The organism is Collinsella aerofaciens (assembly GCF_028209885.1).
GTDB classification, from domain to species: domain Bacteria; phylum Actinomycetota; class Coriobacteriia; order Coriobacteriales; family Coriobacteriaceae; genus Collinsella; species Collinsella aerofaciens_BA.
The window spans coordinates 1-16,900 of record NZ_JAQLEM010000015.1 but is presented as its reverse complement, the minus strand read 5'-3'; the positions used below and the strand labels follow the sequence as shown (position 1 = coordinate 16,900).

Below are 16,900 nucleotides of genomic sequence, written 5' to 3'. Positions count from 1 at the left end.
TGGACGTTGTGGCGTTTTGCCGAGAAGCTGCGGCTCGGATGGGTTCGAGACGCGTTGGTCTCGGCCTCGGTGGCTATTGAGCGGTTGGAGCAGCTTGCGGCGCAGTTTTCTGCCTGGCTATTGTTGCTGTTGGGGTATTGAATTTGTTTGGCAGCCATTCGTCAGGTGAATTGATGTTACGTTGCGATGACGGTTGGAGCTGCCAGCGGATTTGGCGACATAAAACAAAACAGCCCAGAGGACATAGCCTCTGAGCTGCGAACATTTGGTGGGCGTTAGAAGATTTGAACTTCTGACCTCTTCCGTGTCAGGGAAGCGCTCTCCCCCTGAGCTAAACGCCCGATCAAGGGTGCGCAAGTGCGCAAGGGATAATATAACGGAGCCTGAACTCGGTGGCAAGAACATTTTTAAAAATCGCTTACATTGTGGAATTCGGGGGCTTTGTCATATCCATTTCAAAAGAGCCTGCTGCCGCGATTTGGCTGTCGCATAATGCAAGGCCATTGCGGTATCGAGCTATGGAAAGACGCCTGCGGAATTGTCCTACCGATAAGCGGACAAGCCTCCAGCTGGTGACTTCGCCGTGGTAAGGTAAGCCGAATTGTTTCTAGGCTGTTTCGGGGGAGTGGAATGAGCAAAGAGTGTGTCGAGCAGGTCGAAGGCACAGGGGCTTCGGTGCCGATGACCGATATATCGAACATTGATGTGCCCGAGGGCACCGACGAGCTCAGCCGCAACACCCGTCGCGCCTGGCGCGAGCGCCTTAACGATGCGTCGTCGCGCAAGATGATCACGGGCGTCTTGGCTACGCTGGTGGGCGGTTCGTTTTGGGGCTTCTCGGGCACCAGCGCGAGCTTTCTGTTCGATATCTACCACGTCGACACCTTGTGGCTTATGAGCGTGCGTCAGATTCTCGCCGGTCTACTCTTTATGGCCGTGGTTGTTACGCGCGACCGCGAGCGCCTGATTAAGCTCTGGACCACACCCGCCGATCGCAAGCAGCTGCTGCTCTTTACCGCCTTTGGCCTGCTGTTCAACCAGTTTTGCTATCTTTCGGCCGTGCGCCTGACGAACGCCGGAACCGCGACGGTGCTCCAGTGCCTGCAGCTCGTTATCATCATGGGCTACGCCTGCGTGACCGATCGCCGCATGCCGCGTACTCGCGAAGTCGTCGGCATTGGCCTGGCTCTGGGTGGAACCTTTTTAATCGCCACCGGCGGCGACCCCACCAGCCTGAATATCTCGACGCTTGGCCTGGCAGCAGGTCTTATGTGTGCGGTCAGCGCCGCGTGTATGGCGGTGATTCCCGCCAAGATCCTGCCCGAATACGGTAGCCCCATCGTCACGGGCTCGGCAATGCTCACGGCGGGCGTGGTCTCATGTGTCTTCGTGCAGCCCTGGGCGCATATGCCGGCGCTCGATGCCGCCGGTATCGAGGCGCTCGCGGTGTTCGTGGTTATCGGCTCGTTTTTTGCTTACATGCTCTATATGCAGGGCGTTAAGGACATCGGCTCGGTGCGTGCGAGCCTCATCGGAACTGTGGAGCCGGTTTCGGCGACCATCACCAGCGCCGTTATGCTGGGCACGGTGTTTTTGCCGACCGACCTTATCGGCTTTGCCATGATCATCGTGATGATGTTCCTCACGGTGTAGTTGACGCCGCCGCCAAGACAGAAAAGGTGTTGTGCCGCATTTTCGCCAATTGATGTCCGTGTCTGGAGTTTAGCTGTCGATGCTCAAAATGCCATAAACTAGTAACGTTATGGACTTTTTCATTGCGACTCAATTGCGAGGATTTCTTTATGGCTGGTAATCACTTTAAGGGCAGCGATAGCGGCCGTCCTGCAGTTCCGCCGCGTCCGAACGGGGCTGGTAAGGCCGGCACGCCGGGCGACGCTGGACAGGGCGGCTCCGGTAAGCGCGTGTCCCCGGGCGAGACGGCGATGTTTACCGCTCTGTACGAGCAGTCTCAAAAGGCAAAAAAGACCGGCCGTGCAAGAGGGAATGTCTTTGCGGGCGGTGCAACCTCCGCGTCGCAGCCGAGCGGGGCTCCTTCGGTACCTGCGAACAACGCAGGTGCTGCCAACGCCGCGAATGCCGCCGGCAACGTTAATGCCGGCAAGGCCGACAACAATACTCCCTCTGCCGGTGGCGCGGGGCTTACGGGTAACCTTGGCACGATCTACACCGGCGCCTCCGAGACTGGCACGTTCGCCCGCCTGGATGATAGCGGTGCCGAGTTTGCGGGCTCGGGTTCCAAGGAAGATTATTACGATTTTGGCTTGAACTACGGTAGCGACGCTTCGTCGAGTTCGACCTCTGACGGTCTGGTCCGTCATCGCCATCGCAAGGGCGAGCACAAAAAGCGTCACACCGGCGCCATTATTGCCGCTGTAGTCGCGGTGCTTCTCGTTGCGCTTGGCGCAAGCGGCTTTATGCTGCTTAACTCGGCAAAGACCGTAAAGAGCGAAGCGAAGGAGGCTGTCGAGATCGTCGGTGGCCTTAAGGACAAGGTCACGTCGGGCGATTTTTCGACGCTGCCTGACGACGCGAAGAAGATCGATGAGCTCTGTAACAGCATGAAGGCGAAGACCTCGAGCCCGCTGTGGGCGGCGGCTTCGTTTATCCCGGTGTATGGCAGCGATATCAATGCGGCCCGCACCATGATTGACGCCCTGTCCGATGTCTCGAGCAATGCGCTGGTTCCCATGGCCGACAACCTCTCGCAGGCTACGCCCGGCAAGCTGTTCCAGGACGGCATGATTAACGTGTCCGCGCTACAGGCGGTCGCCGATTCGCTTTCCAATAGCTCGAAGGTGTTCAAGAGCGCCAACGAGAAGGTCCAGGGCATTGGCGATACTCATATTTCCCAGGTGACCGAGCTGGTCGATAAGGCCAAGGACGGCTTTGCCACCCTCAACGGCGCGGTTGACGCGGCGGAGAAGGTCGCCCCCGTCCTTCCCCAGATGCTCGGCGCCAACGGCCAGACGCGCAACTACCTTATGTACGCCATGAACAACGTCGAGATTCGTGCCTGCGGCGGCTTTGGCGGTTCGCAGGGCCTGATTTCGGTCACCGACGGTCAGATGTCGATTGGCGAGTTTGTTCCCTGCATTGGACTCAGCGAGGATGAGGCGGTCGAGAGCGTCGACGAAGAGGATGAGGCGCTGTTCGGCAACCACAGCAACCTGTACAACTCGGGCAATACCTATTCGCCTGATTGGCCCCGCAACTCGCAGCGTGTCGCCGCGCTGTGGAAGTCCCAGTATGGACAGGACGTTGATGGCGTCATCGGTATCGACCCGGTGTTCCTGCAGTATCTGCTGGGCCTGGTCGGTAACGTGTCACTGCCCGACGGAACGGTTGTCGACGGCACCAACGCCGCAAAGGTCCTCATGCACGATGTGTACTGGAACTATCCGGTCGAGGAGTCGGACGGCATCTTTGCATCCGTCGCCAGCGCTGCCTTCGACAAGATCCTTGGCGGTATCGGCGATGTCGATGTTACGAAGCTTGTCAGCGCCGTTGAGCGCGGTGCCGAAGAGGGCCGCCTGATCGCGTGGATGAGAAACGATGATGAGCAGAATGCCATCAAAGAGACGGGCATTGACGCTTCGCTGCCCGATCCGGATGATCCGAGTGCCGATCCCGTTGCCGGCGTTTACTTTAACAACCTGAGCTTCTCCAAGCTCGACTGGTATCTGAACGCCGACACTCAGATTGGTCAGGGCGTGAAGAACGGCGACGGCACGTGCTCCTATCGCATCACCGTTACCCTGACGAACATCATGACGCAGGAGGAGGCTGGCAAGCTGCCCGACTACGTTGCGGCGAGCGCACCCGATGCCGCGCGTGACGACGAGCGTCTGAATGTCTCGTTGTTTGCCCCGACGGGCGGCAACATTACTGATCTGACCGTCGAGGGCACCCAGTTTGGTCTTGGCGCCGCTATGTGGCATGGAATCCCCTTCTATTCGGGCACCGTTGACCTGCATGCTGGCGAGACGACGACGATCACGTATACGCTGACCACGTCGGCCGAGGCGGGGGACAAGCCGCTTACGCTGCGTCAGACTCCTACATGCCAGGCGGCTCGCGACAGCGCGTCGGCGTAGGGTTTTTCTGGTAGCGCAGATAATCGAGTACCATTTTGGGGCGGACAGGCAATCTGTTCGCCCCTATTTTGTAAGGAGAGCGCATGAAGTACTTTGGCACCGACGGCTTTCGCGGCGAGGCCAACGTTGGGCTGACGGTAGAGCACGCTTATAAGATTGGCCGTTTTGTGGGCTGGTATTACGGCGCCAACCGCAGTGCTAAGGCGCGCGTCATCGTGGGCAAGGACACACGTCGCTCGAGTTATATGTTCGAGGCAGCGCTGGTGAGCGGCCTGGTCGCGAGCGGTGCGGACGCCTATATGCTGCACGTGATCCCCACGCCAGGCGTAGCGCATCAGACTGTGGAAGGCTGCTTCGATTGCGGCATCATGATCAGCGCGAGCCACAACCCGTTTTGCGATAACGGCATTAAGCTCGTCAACAGCGACGGCTTTAAGATGGACGAGGACGTGCTGGAGCTCATCGAGGACTACATCGATGGCAAGAGCGAGGTGCCGCTGGCCACGGGCAACCACATCGGCGCCACGGTGGACTACATGCAGGGTCGCAACCGCTACATTGCTTCGCTCATTGCAAGTGCGAACTTTTCGCTGCAGGGCGTCAAGATCGGTATCGACAGCGCCAACGGCTCGGCTTCCTCGGTGGCCAAGCCGGTGTTTGACGCGCTCGGTGCCGACGTGCGCGTGATCAATGCCGCGCCCGATGGCTTTAACATCAACGTCGACTGCGGCTCCACGCATATGGAGCGCCTGCAGCGTCACGTGGTGGAGCAGGGCCTGGACGTGGGTTTTGCCTATGACGGCGATGCCGACCGCTGCCTGGCCGTGGATGAACGCGGCCGCGTGGTAGACGGCGACCAGATCCTGTACGTGTGCGGCGTGTATCTGAACAAGCACGGGCGTCTCTCGGGCGGTACCGTGGTACCGACGATCGCCAGCAACTTTGGTCTGGTCAAGTCGCTGGAGCTTGCCGGACTGAGCGCCGTGACCAGCGGCGTGGGCGACCGTCACGTGTATGCCAAGATGCGCGAGGGCGGCTACAGCCTGGGCGGCGAGCAGACGGGCCATACGATCTTTGGCGATATCGAGTGCACGGGCGACGGCATTATGACCTCGCTGCGCGTGATGGAAGTGATTCGTGCCGAGCGCGAGACGCTCTCGCAGCTCACGGCTCCGTGCAAGCTGCTGCCGCAGGCGCAGGTGGCCGTGCACGTGGCGGACAAGGACGCCGCGCTCGAGAGCATGGGCGTGCAGAACGCCATCGCTGAGGCCGAGGCTGCGCTGGCAGGCGAGGGCCGCGTGCTCGTGCGCAAGAGCGGAACCGAGTCGGTTATCCGCGTGCTGGCCGAGGCGCCCGACCAAGCATCCGCCGATGCCGCCATGAAGCGCATCGCCAACGCGCTCGAGGCTTTATAGCTACGCGGTTTTACCAAACCGCGTAGCTGCTCGACGCTGCAAACGGCCCCAAGCGGCAATCTGACGTTCAATTTCAAGGGCGCGACCAGAAGGTCAGCGCCCTTTCATTTCACGTCACCTTGCTCGCTTGGGGCCGTTTTCGCTGACGTTGCCAAGACATTAGCGTCAACGAACTAGTCATTGGGTACCTAGTTATTGGGTGAAAAAAGGGGACGCTGCGGATTGGTTCCGCGGCGTCCCCTTTGCGTTGGCGTGTCGCCTAAGCTTTACAGCTCGTAGAGCGTGGTGAACTTGTCCTGCAGGTAGCTGCAGTAGTAGCGGGCATCGAACGCTATGCCGCACGCGCCCTTGATGAGCTCCGGCGCGTCCTTGGCGCGGCCCCACTGCCAAATGTGCTCGCCCAGCCAGGCCCGGACGGGCGCCAGATCGCCGCTCGCGCAGGCACCGGTAAGGTCGATGCCGTCGCGGCACATGGCCGGCACGAACATGGCGTCGTAGGCGCTGCCCAGCGCATAGGTGGGGAAGTAACCAAACGAGCCACCGCTCCAGTGTGTATCCTGCAGGCACCCGTGCGTGTCGTCAGGAACGGGAATGCCCAGGTACTCGTTCATAAAGCGATTCCAAAGTGCGGGGATGTCCTTGGCCGTGGCCTCGCCGGCAAACAGCATGCGCTCGATCTCGTAGCGCACCATAACGTGCAGCGGATAGGTGAGCTCGTCGGCCTCGGTGCGGATCAGCGAAGGCTGCGCGATGTTCACGGCGTGGTAGAGCGTGTCCTCGTCGACGTCGCCGTAGACCTCGGGTGCGTGGCGGCGCAGCACCTCGAGCAGCGGTCCCATAAAGGCGCGGCTGCGACCCACGGTGTTCTCGAAAAAGCGGCTCTGGCTCTCGTGGATGCCCATGGAGGTGCCGCCCTCAAGACAGGTGCGCGCATAGGCGGGATTGACGCCCAGCTCGTACATGGCGTGTCCCGCCTCGTGGATGATGCTGTAGACGTTGGAGATGCAATCGTCCTCGTAGATGTGTGTCGCGATGCGCGCGTCACCCACGGCAAAGCCCTCGCTAAACGGGTGCTCGGTAAAGGCAAGCGTGGTGTCGTTCAGGTTCAGGCCGACGAGCTTCATAAGGTCGAAGCTCATGGCGCGCTGGGCGGCCTCGGGCACGCGGGCGTGCAAAAAGTCGGCAGCGGGCTGCTGGCCGCGCTCGCCGATGGCGTGCACGAGCGGCACGACCGTCGCCTTGACCTCATCGCAAAACGCATCGAAGCTCTCGGCAGAAAGGCCGCGCTCGTACTGGTCGAGCCAAACGTCGTATGGGTCGCGCTTGGGGTCCATGAGTTCGGCCTGATGCTTAAGTTGGGCGATGATTCTATCTACATAGGGCTCAAAACTCGCCCAGTCGTTGGCCGTCTTGGCCTTGTGCCACACGGCGTCGGCCTCGCAGGTGAGCCTGGTCCAGGCCTCGGCCTCCTCGGTAGGAATAACGCTTGCCTCGCGCTGGTCGCGGCCGAGCACGCGGATCTCGTCGAGCAGCTGCGGGTCGTCTACGTGTCCGCCTGCAACCGTCTCGCGTGCTAACGAGCGTACGAGCTCAACGGACTTCTCGCTGGTCAGCAGCTTGTGATGCTCGCCGGCAAGCGTGCCCATGGCGTCGGCACGGGCGGCAGCACCGTTGGCAGGAGCAATCGTCGCTCCATCGAACTCGGCAATCTTGAGCAGGTACTCGCGAGTCCACAGCTTGCCCTCGAGTTTGCGGAACTTTTTGACGGCCTTATCGACTTTAGCAGCCTTGACGCCCTTGGCAGCCTTTGCCACGGCGGCCTGGGCCTTCTTATCGAGTTTCTTTCCCATACCGTATCCTTAATCTCGCAGGCCGAGCGCCGCAGGCGGGTGCGCGGCCAATTTGCACAGCTACCTGCCTTGTACCCAGCGCGAACAAAACGGAACGCGGCGATGCGCTCGCGAAATGTGTTATCCTATAGCCCAATGCGTTGACGGAGAGGGTTTTGCCCGCCGCGTCGCCGGCAAGAGAGGGAAGGTCATGGGCTGCAAGCCTTCCTGCGGTGGCAAGGGCCAAGCGTTCACTCCCGAGCAGCGACCTCAACGGGCACGCGGCCAGTGGCAGCAAAGTCCCAGTAGGGAAGCCGTGAGCCTCGCGACAAGAGGCACAGAGTGGGCGCGGCGGGCCAGACATCCGCCGGGTCAAACAAGGTGGTACCGCGGAATTCAACCGTCCTTGGGCAATGTACATGCCCGAGGGCGGTTTTTTTTGTTACCGAACCGGGCCGCGCATCCGCAACATCGGGCGGCGTTAGCCGTCCCGGAGCGCGGATGTGCGAGAGACGAAAGGGAAGACATGAGTCTGATTGATGATCTGGTCAAACTCGAGGAAGAGGCCAAGGAGCTCGTCACTAGCGCCGACGACGCCGCCAAGCTCGAGGCCGCGCGCGTTGAGCTGCTCGGCCGCAAGGGCCGTATCACCGGCCTGATGCGCATGATGGGCAAGCTCGCTCCCGAGGATCGTCCCATGATGGGCAAACGCGCCAACGAGATGCGCCAGCTGATCGAGGGCATGCTCGACGAGCGCACCACCGAGATGAAGGCCGCCGCCCTCAAGCACGCACTCGAGCACGAGGCCGTCGACATCACGCTGCCGGGCATCCGTCCGCAGATCGGTCACCAGCACCTGATCAAGCAGATCATCGAGGAAGCCGAGGACATCTTCTGCGGCATCGGCTACACCGTCGAGTCCGGCCCCATGGTCGATACCTCCTACTACAACTTCACCGCGCTCAACGCGCCCATGGATCACCCGAGCCGCTCGGCTCGCGACACGTTCTATGTGGTCGACAACAACCCCGGCAGCGTCGCGCATCCCGAGGCTCACGCTCACGGCGAGTCCGACGTGCTGCTGCGCACCCAGACCTCGGGCGTGCAGATCCACACCATGGAGTCGCAGAAGCCGCCCATCTACATGATCTGCCCGGGCACTGTCTACCGTCCCGACACGGCCGACGCCTGTCACCTGCCGCAGTTCAACCAGATTGAGGGCCTGGTCGTCGACGAGGGTATCACCTTTGGCGATCTTAAGGGCACGCTTGACTACTTTGTTAAGTGCATGTTTGGCGAGGACCGCAAGACGCGCTACCGCCCGCACTTCTTCCCCTTCACCGAGCCCAGCTGCGAGGTGGACGTGAGCTGCCACGTCTGCGGCGGCAAGGGCTGCAACTTCTGCAAGCACAGCGGCTGGATTGAGATCCTGGGCTGCGGCATGGTCGACCCCAACGTTCTGATCAACTGCGGCATCGACCCCGAGAAGTACACCGGCTTCGCCTTTGGTATTGGCGCCGAGCGCGTCGCGGCACTGCGCTACGACTTGCCTGACCTTAGAACTCTCATGACTGGCGATATGCGCTTCTTGAATCAGTTCTAGGCTGCGGCTTGCCCAAGCACGACACCTCGGCGCTCATTCGTCGCTTGCGTACCAAAGTACGCGGCGCTCCTCTTTCGGGCCGATCTGCCGCACTTGGACAACCCTCGCTTTGTAAGGAATGTTCACAAAGTTGAAGTTTCCACCTGCATCTCTTCGCAGGCTTTCAGTATGAAAGGAGAGCTAGATGCGTGTTTCTTACGACTGGCTCAAGACCATGATCGATATTCCGGAGGATCCCAAGACCCTTTCGGACGAATATATCCGTACCGGCACCGAGGTCGAGGCGATCGACACCGTGGGCGAGTCCTTCGACCACGTGGTGACCGCCAAGGTGCTCACCAAGATCCCGCACCCCGATAGCGACCACATGTATGTGTGCTCGGTCGACGTGGGCGACAAGAATCTCGACGCCGACGGCAATCCCGCTCCGCTGCAGATCGTCTGCGGCGCGCAGAACTTCGAGGCCGGCGACCACATCGTCACGGCCATGATTGGCGCCGTGCTTCCCGGCGACGTCAAGATCAAGAAGAGCAAGCTTCGCGGCGTCGTGTCCATGGGCATGAACTGCTCCGCGCGCGAGCTCGGCCTGGGTGGCGACCACTCCGGCATTATGATCCTGCCCGAGGATACGCCCTGCGGCATGCCGTTTGCCGAGTACGTGGGCTCGAGCGACACCGTGCTCGACTGTGAGATCACGCCCAACCGTCCCGACTGCCTGTCCATGATCGGCATGGCCCGCGAGACCGGCGCCATCTTCGACCGCGATTTCCACGTTGAGCTGCCCGCCATCAAGGTCGAGACCGGCCGCGCGACCGACGACGAGCTTTCCGTCGAGATCGCCGACGAGGGCCTGTGCGACCGCTACGTTGCCCGCATCGTGCGCAACGTCAAGGTCGGCCCGTCGCCAGACTGGATGGTCAAGCGCCTCAACGCCCTAGGCGTGCGCCCGCACAACAACATCGTCGACATCACCAACTACGTGATGATGCTCACCGGTCAGCCGCTGCACGCCTTTGACCTGGACACCTTTGCCGAGCGCGATGGCCACCGTCGTGTGGTGGTTCGTGCCGCCCAGCAGGACGAGAAGTTCACGACGCTCGACGGCGAGGAGCGCGTGCTCGACGCCGGCATGGGCCTCATCACCGACGGCGAGCGCCCCGTGGCGTTGGCCGGCGTTATGGGTGGCATGGATTCCGAGATCGAGGACGATACCGTTGACGTGATGGTCGAGAGCGCCTGCTTCAACGCCGGCCGCACCTCGCACACCAGCCGCGACCTTTCGCTGATCTCCGACGCCTCCATTCGCTTTGAGCGCCAGGTTGACGAGACCGGCTGCGTGGATGTTGCCAACGTTACCTGCGCGCTGATTGAGGAGATCGCCGGCGGCGAGGTCGCTCCCGGCTATGTGGACGTGTTCCCCGCGCCCAAGACCATCGACAGCATCAAGCTGCGCCTGGCCCGCGTGCACGCCATCTGCGGTGCCGACATCGAGTCCGACTTTATCGAGCGCTCGCTCACCCGCCTGGGCTGCACCGTCGAGCGCGACGGCGAGGACTTTATGGTCACGCCGCCGAGCTTCCGTCCCGACCTGCCGCGTGAGATCGACCTGATCGAGGAGGTCTTGCGCTTATGGGGCATGGGCCGCGTGACGGCGACCATTCCGGCTGCCAAGAACCACATCGGCGGTCTGACCCGCGAGCAGAAGCTCACTCGTAAGGTCGGCGAGATCCTGCGCGCCTGCGGCCTCAACGAGACCACGACTTTTGGCTTTGCCGCCCCGGGCGACCTGGAGAAGATCGGTATGTCCACCGAGGGTCGCGGTTGCCCCGTGGTGCTCATGAACCCGCTGGTAGCCGAGCAGACCGAGATGCGCCGCTCGCTGTTGCCAGGCCTGTTGCAGTCTGTGGCCTACAACGAGGCCCACGGCACGCCCAACGTGCATCTGTACGAGGTCGGCAGCTTGTTCCACGGTCGCGAGAACGCCAGCCTGCCCAAGGAGACCAAGTCCGTGGCGGGCGTGCTCTCGGGCCAGTGGAGCGAGCGGTCCTGGAACATGAAGTACCGTAAGCTGCGTTTCTTCTTTGGCAAGGGCATTGTCGAGGAGCTGCTTGCTCAGCTGCGCATCGAGAAGGTTCGCTTCCGTCCCGTCGAGGGCGAGGGCTATGCCTTCCTGCAGCCGGGTCGTGCGGCTGAGGTTCTGTCCGGCGGCACCGTGCTGGGCTGGGTTGGCGAGATCCACCCCAAGGCGCGCGAGGCCATGGGCATCGACGAGGTCGTCGTTGCCTTTGAGCTCGACTTGGACAAGCTGATCAAGGGCGCCCGCAACCAGGAGAACTACCGCGAGTTCTCGCAGTACCCGGCCGTTGAGCACGACCTTGCTATCGTGGTCGACAACACTGTGACCTGCGAGGATCTTGAGCGCCGTATTACCAGCGCCGGAGGCAAGCTGCTCGAGGGCGTGCGCCTGTTCGACGTCTACCGCGATCCCGTCCGTATCGGTGCGGGCAAGAAGTCCATGGCCTTTGCGCTTACGTATCGCTCCGACGACCACACGCTCACCAGCGAAGAGGTCGAAAAAGCGCACCAGAAGATCGTCACCAAGGTGTGCAAGGGCGTAAACGGCGAGGTCCGCGGCTAGGTCCTGCGCCGGATATAGGCCAGCGTCGGCTGCCGCCGAGTCTTACGTGACTGCTGTTTTCGGTATAAGGCACCGTTGAGCCTGCATATATGACACGCGCATTACATAACGGCGTGCTGCTTTGTCGGCAGTGCGCCGTTTTGCTATGATAGCCCGCGGCGTGTTACGAATCTGACATTACGTAACACTGGAAAGGTGATTCAAGCGGCGTTGCAATTCCGTGCGCCGATAACCGGGAGGCGTACATGCACATTCCAGATAATTATCTGTCCCCGCAGACCGATGCCGTTATGGCGGTGGCGATGGTGCCCGTTTGGATCCACTGCATCAAAAAGGTGCGCGCCACGCTCGATCGCGAGCACATGGCGTTCCTGGGCATCTGCGCCGCGTTCTCCTTCCTGCTCATGATGTTCAACGTGCCGCTGCCTGGCGGCACCACAGGCCACGCCGTCGGCGGCGCGCTCATCGCGCTGCTGCTGGGTCCCGAGGCCGCTGCCATCGCGGTTTCGGTCGCGCTGGCGCTGCAGGCGCTGCTGTTTGGCGACGGCGGCGTCCTGTCCTTTGGCGCCAACTGCTTTAACATGGCCTTCGTGCTGCCGTTTGCCGCTGCTGTCGTGTTCCGTGCGCTCAACAGCCGTTTGCACGACAAGAGCTGGGGCACCTCGATTTCTGCCATCGTGAGCGGTTGGGTCGGCCTGTGCCTGGCGGCCCTGTGCGCGGCAATCGAGTTTGGTATTCAGCCGATGCTCTTTACCAACGCTTCGGGCGCGCCGCTGTACTGCCCCTTCCCGCTGTCCGTGGCTATTCCGGCCATGTTGATCCCGCATATGTTGGTTGCCGGCGTGATCGAGGGCGTGGCGACGGCCGCCATCTACGGTTTCATTAAGAAGACGGCGCCGAGCATTATCGTCGGGCCCGAGGCCGTCGATGGCCAGCTTGCTGCCGAGGGCGCTGCTGCCAAGAAGACCTCGCTGGTCCCCACGCTCATCTTGGTTGCCGTGCTTGTCGTGGCCACGCCGCTGGGCCTGCTGGCCACGGGTGACGCTTGGGGTGAGTGGGACGCCGAGGGCGCCGCGACCGCCGTTCAGGAGGCTGGTGACGACAGCCTGCAGGCTTCGGTCGGTCTCGATACTCCGACCTTTGCCGATGCGCTGCCCACGGGCGATTACCTACAGGCCTATTCCGAGGAGCAAGGCCTTGGCTTTGCCGGCCAGGCTGCCATGTATATCCTGTCCGGCGTGATTGGCGTGGCGGTGCTCACCATCGCATTCCGCCTGATCTCGCTTACGGTCAAGGAAAGCGGTGCTCATGGCAATAGCCGAGCTGCCTAGCTGGCTTGCGACCGAGGAGCGATACGAGCCTGCGGGGGCTCGGCATCGTGTGATGCAAAAGAACGTCCTGCACCTGGCGAGCCTGCTTGAGCGGGTTCGCCTGGGTGGAGGCGCGCACGAGGGCGGGTCGCTGGTCGACCGCGCCCTTTCTTGCGTTTCGGCTCCGGTGCGCCTGGTGGGGATGTTCGTCTGCGTCCTGTGCGTGTGTCTGACACAGAGCCCGCTGTACCTCATGTTGATGGCGGCCATTGCGCTGGTGCTCGTTGCCGTGCGCCCCGTACGCGGGCTGCGTGCGACCATTGTACCGGCGCTCGGCGCCACGGGGCTTGCGGTGGTTCTGGCATTGCCTGCCCTGCTGCTGGGCGCGTCTGCCACGGGCGCCATGCTCAAGATCGCGCTCAAGACCTTCATTAATGTGTCGCTGGTGCTGGGCGTTTCGTGGACGCTTACCTGGAGCCGCATGTCGGCGGCGCTCAAAATGCTGCACCTGCCCGACGAGGTCATCTTTACCTTTGATATGGCACTCAAGCATATCGAGGTGCTGGGACGCACGGCGCACGATCTGTGCGAATCGGTCATGCTGCGCAGCGTTGGCCGTGCGCCTGAGGGATTTTCGCGTACCGATTCGATCGCGGGTATCATGGGCATGACCTTTATCAAGGCGATGGAATGCAGCCGCGCGATGGATGAGGCCATGCTCTGCCGCGGCTTTGCCGGCGCGTATCCGGCTCCCGCGCGGAGCGGCTTTGGCTGGCGCGATGCGGTCTATGCGGTCGGCGTGGCGTTGCTCGCCGTGTTGTGTGCGGTACTGTAGCGCGGGCGGTCTAGCCGTCGATGTGAGTAGGGAAGGGCGACGTTTTGACGATCGATATGAATAGTGCGGCGGGCACGAACGGTGCGGGCGGCGCCGAGGGCGCGCCGCTTATTGAGTTGCGCGACGTGGTGTTCTCCTATGCGGGGCATACGGTTGTCGATGGCGTGTCGCTGCAGGTCGATCGTGGTGAACTCGTTGCCCTGCTCGGTCCCAACGGCTGCGGTAAGACGACGATTATGCGTCTTATTAACGGCCTTGAACTCGCGGACGCAGGGGCATACCTGTTTGACGGGTGTATGGTCGATGCGGCATATCTCAAGGATTCCGCGACGGCCCAGCGGTTCCATCAGCGCGTGGGCTTTGTGTTCCAGAATGCCGACGCCCAGTTGTTCTGCGCTACGGTGGGTGAGGAAGTTGCTTTTGGTCCCGCGCAGATGGGGCTGCCGGCAGACGAGCTCGACCGTCGCGTGCACGATGCCATAGAACTGTTTCAAGTTGCCGACCTGGTCGATGCCTCGCCCTATCAGCTTTCGGGTGGGCAAAAGAAGCGTGTGGCGCTGGCGGCAGTCGTATCGATGAACCCCGATATCTTGGTTCTCGACGAACCTACTAATGGGCTCGACGAGGATTCATGCGACATCGTGGTCAACTTCTTGCTGGCCTACGTCGCGGCGGGTAAGACGGTCTTGATGAGCACACATCACCAGGATTTGGTGCGACGCCTGGGTGCCCGTGCAATCTATATCGATCGATATCACCATGTGGTCGAGGCGCCTTCGCCGTCGTATGGAACCGAAAGCGGTGCTACGGACTAGTTGCTGCGTAGAGCGTGCGTAGCCGCCCGCGCGGCTTTGCCGTGATGGTATAGTTATCCAGGTTTTTTATGGGGGTGGCTATGCCAAGCTGGAACATTCATATCGCTCAGACGGAGCGTTTGCTGGAGCGCACCGGTGCGCTTGCCAAGAGCGTGCGCGACCGCAATGCCTTTTTGTTTGGCTGCGTGGTTCCGGATATTTTCGTGGGCTATATGGTCCCTGGCATCGCCGATCCCATCCCGTACCGCATTACGCACTTTGCCAAGCCCGAGCCTATCCCTAAGCCGCGTGAGCACGAGTTCTGGGATACCTATGTGGCACCGTTGCTTAAAAGTTCGCCCACCGGTGCGCCAGCCGCGGCGACCTCGATTATCGAGGAGCGCGAGCGACTGAATCGCGTGCACTATCCCCAGCGCTACAGGGATGCTGAGCCGGTTGTCGGTCCCGGCGCTCGTGAGTTCTCGCTTGCGTCCGAAGATGTGGCGCAGTCGTTGCTCGATTTGACACTGGGTGTCTGGTCGCATCTGGTGGCCGATACCGTATGGAATACGCGCGTGAATCAGTACCTGGAGGCGCACGGCGGCAAGCCGTGCGAGGAGTTCCGCATTAAAAAGCAAGGCGACTTTGACTGGTTCGGCAAGACGCTCGGCATTGTTTCGATTCCGCGCGCGACCGATCGCCTGTATACTGCGGCGACGCGTTTTGGGCAGTATCCCATCCATAAGGAGTATGTGCTCAAGACCATCGGCGTCATGCACGAGATTGTACGCGAAAACCCCGGCGATCCCGACCATCCGCCATACCGCCTGCTAACCGAGGAATTCTTCGACGCAACGTTTACCGAGGTCATCGAGCTGACCGAGGCGGGTTTTGCCGCCCGTGTCGAATCGCCCGATGTGCCTGCGCTGCCCCTGATTGCTAGCTGCTAGCTGGCCGGCCCGGCAGTGAATAGCTCAACCCAATCGACAAGTAGCTCTTGCCGTAAGGTATCTTCGGCAATGCGCTCCTGTTTGGTCTTTGGGATGTGGGGAAGCCCGGCCTTTTTATGGATGAGCTCGGCTATGTGGTCGAAGCTCTTCTTCTCCTTGATCTGGTCATAGGTAATTTGGATGACGTCGTAGCCCATGCTTGTGAGTGCGGTGGCGCGCTCGGCATCGGAGAGGCTCGCGGCATCGCTGTCGTGGGCAGAGCGGCCTTGGCATTCCAGAATGACGCCCATGCTGTCGGTGGCGCTTTCGATGAGGATATCGGCGTAGCAGCAGGTTTTGTCATACAGCGAACGTGCGGCTTCACTGAGCGGGACGCGCGCGTTGTTGGCGATCTCGATGCCCTGGCCGCCCTCGTCGCGGGGGAGCGAGATAAGCATGGAGGTCTGTACTTCGAAGGGTGAGGCGGCCTGCCCCGTCATGTGCTCGGCCGCCCAGCGCAGTTGTTTGACGCCGCGCAGGCCTGCGGCTTGCTTGGCGAACGCGGCGATATCCGTTGCGGTAAGAAGCGGCGTGCGCTTCCACAAGTTGGTGTCATTGCCCTTGGTGTCGTTAACTCGCTCCCAGCCGCAGTTGGGTGGAATGAACTTAAGCGAAATAGCTTCATCGAGTTGTTGTTGCGTTCGCTCGCAGGGCTTAAACACTGCAAAGGAGCCGCACATCTCGTAGCACGCCATGAGTAACTGGTTGCGTGAGACCTGCGTGGCAAGGCTGAGCAGCGTGAACTCCGGTGAAGTGACATCAAATCCATGTTCAGTCTGCCTAAACGACCCCGGAGGTGGTTCTTGGGTTAGTAGACGGCTATGAAATAGCTTTCCGTTCGCGCGTTGTTTCCTTTCGCTCACGAATCTCCAAACTGGTGTGCCGAGCAAGTCTTTAAATACCGGTTGTTTTGAGTAATGCACCAAGCGATGGTCATGGTCGGGCGGCAGGATTGCCGGATAGAGTCCCAGTATTTGGGGCGGGATGCGATAGTACTGAAAAGCCGTGGGTCCGCAGGCAAGAAATGACATAGCGATCCGATCGTTTGAGCGTTGTTTGGGCTAGAAAAGCTATCCGTTTCGGAAGTGCGGTGAAAAAGACAAATAGGTCAGGCACAAGCGGTATTTAAGCCAACTTTATCAGGGGTTTTGTTGAAATAAAAGGACTTGTGCTCGGGGATAAGCAATTTTTCCCCGCACTTCCGAAAACGCGGTTGATCTTGCTCTTGCTAAAACGATTTAGCAGCGTCGGTTAAGGTGTGGGTTTGCCACCGGGCGAACACTTTTAGCGCTTGGGGCTTTATTTTTTGGGCCTCGAAGGGTGGATTTCGCGCTTTTGGTAAAGAAATGAGTGCGTGTTTTGCCGTGCGGCG

The 16,900-nt window shown here is 61.0% G+C and carries 11 protein-coding genes and 1 tRNA gene; 9 read left to right on the top strand and 3 right to left on the bottom strand.

All coding sequences use genetic code 11. The features are described from left to right. Positions 1-266: 266 nt before the first annotated feature. Positions 267-341 (bottom strand) — tRNA-Val (locus PMX21_RS05275). A gap of 289 nt (positions 342-630) precedes the next feature. Between PMX21_RS05275 and PMX21_RS05270 the strand changes: the two genes are divergently transcribed. The 3 genes from PMX21_RS05270 to glmM all read left to right on the top strand — a co-directional run bounded on the left by PMX21_RS05270 (position 631) and on the right by glmM (position 5,530). After that, positions 631-1,653 carry a DMT family transporter gene (locus PMX21_RS05270; RefSeq protein WP_271758504.1) on the top strand — a complete coding sequence of 341 codons (1,023 nt, stop codon included), beginning with the start codon at positions 631-633 and terminating at the stop codon, positions 1,651-1,653. A gap of 149 nt (positions 1,654-1,802) precedes the next feature. After that, complete coding sequence (locus tag PMX21_RS05265) at positions 1,803-4,115, top strand: DUF4012 domain-containing protein (RefSeq protein ID WP_271758502.1); 2,313 nt, start codon at positions 1,803-1,805, stop codon at positions 4,113-4,115. Between the two features lie 83 nt (positions 4,116-4,198). Further along, positions 4,199-5,530 carry a phosphoglucosamine mutase gene (gene glmM / locus PMX21_RS05260; RefSeq protein ID WP_271758500.1) on the top strand — a complete coding sequence of 444 codons (1,332 nt, stop codon included), beginning with the start codon at positions 4,199-4,201 and terminating at the stop codon, positions 5,528-5,530. A 266-nt stretch (positions 5,531-5,796) separates the two neighbouring features. Here glmM and PMX21_RS05255 read toward each other — a convergent pair whose 3' ends face one another. Then, the gene (locus PMX21_RS05255) at positions 5,797-7,380 is read right to left on the bottom strand and encodes a carboxypeptidase M32 (RefSeq protein ID WP_271758498.1); all 1,584 of its coding nucleotides are present in this window, start codon (positions 7,378-7,380) and stop codon (positions 5,797-5,799) included. A 505-nt stretch (positions 7,381-7,885) separates the two neighbouring features. On the opposite strand from PMX21_RS05255, the gene pheS reads away from it, so the two are divergent. From pheS to PMX21_RS05225, 6 genes are all read left to right on the top strand, one after another. Beyond that, positions 7,886-8,962 carry a phenylalanine--tRNA ligase subunit alpha gene (pheS, locus tag PMX21_RS05250; RefSeq protein WP_117770495.1) on the top strand — a complete coding sequence of 359 codons (1,077 nt, stop codon included), beginning with the start codon at positions 7,886-7,888 and terminating at the stop codon, positions 8,960-8,962. Positions 8,963-9,146: 184 nt separating this feature from the next. Continuing rightward, complete coding sequence (pheT, locus tag PMX21_RS05245; RefSeq protein WP_195543801.1) at positions 9,147-11,600, top strand: phenylalanine--tRNA ligase subunit beta; 2,454 nt, start codon at positions 9,147-9,149, stop codon at positions 11,598-11,600. 245 nt (positions 11,601-11,845) lie between these two features. After that, positions 11,846-12,931 (top strand): cobalt transporter CbiM, encoded by a 1,086-nt coding sequence (gene cbiM / locus PMX21_RS05240; RefSeq protein WP_271758496.1) that lies wholly within the window; start codon positions 11,846-11,848, stop codon positions 12,929-12,931. Continuing rightward, positions 12,909-13,745: an energy-coupling factor transporter transmembrane component T family protein gene (locus tag PMX21_RS05235; protein ID WP_271758494.1), complete on the top strand. Its 837-nt coding sequence runs from the start codon at positions 12,909-12,911 to the stop codon at positions 13,743-13,745. The genes cbiM and PMX21_RS05235 overlap by 23 nt, the downstream gene beginning before the upstream one ends. A gap of 44 nt (positions 13,746-13,789) precedes the next feature. Next, complete coding sequence (locus tag PMX21_RS05230) at positions 13,790-14,560, top strand: energy-coupling factor ABC transporter ATP-binding protein (RefSeq protein WP_271758492.1); 771 nt, start codon at positions 13,790-13,792, stop codon at positions 14,558-14,560. Positions 14,561-14,640: 80 nt separating this feature from the next. Beyond that, positions 14,641-15,489, top strand: coding sequence for a hypothetical protein (locus PMX21_RS05225; RefSeq protein ID WP_271758490.1), 849 nt, complete (start codon positions 14,641-14,643; stop codon positions 15,487-15,489). On the opposite strand, the gene PMX21_RS05220 is transcribed toward PMX21_RS05225, so the two are convergent. After that, positions 15,486-16,559, bottom strand: coding sequence for a hypothetical protein (locus PMX21_RS05220; RefSeq protein ID WP_271758488.1), 1,074 nt, complete (start codon positions 16,557-16,559; stop codon positions 15,486-15,488). The genes PMX21_RS05225 and PMX21_RS05220 overlap by 4 nt on opposite strands. Positions 16,560-16,900 lie beyond the last annotated feature (341 nt).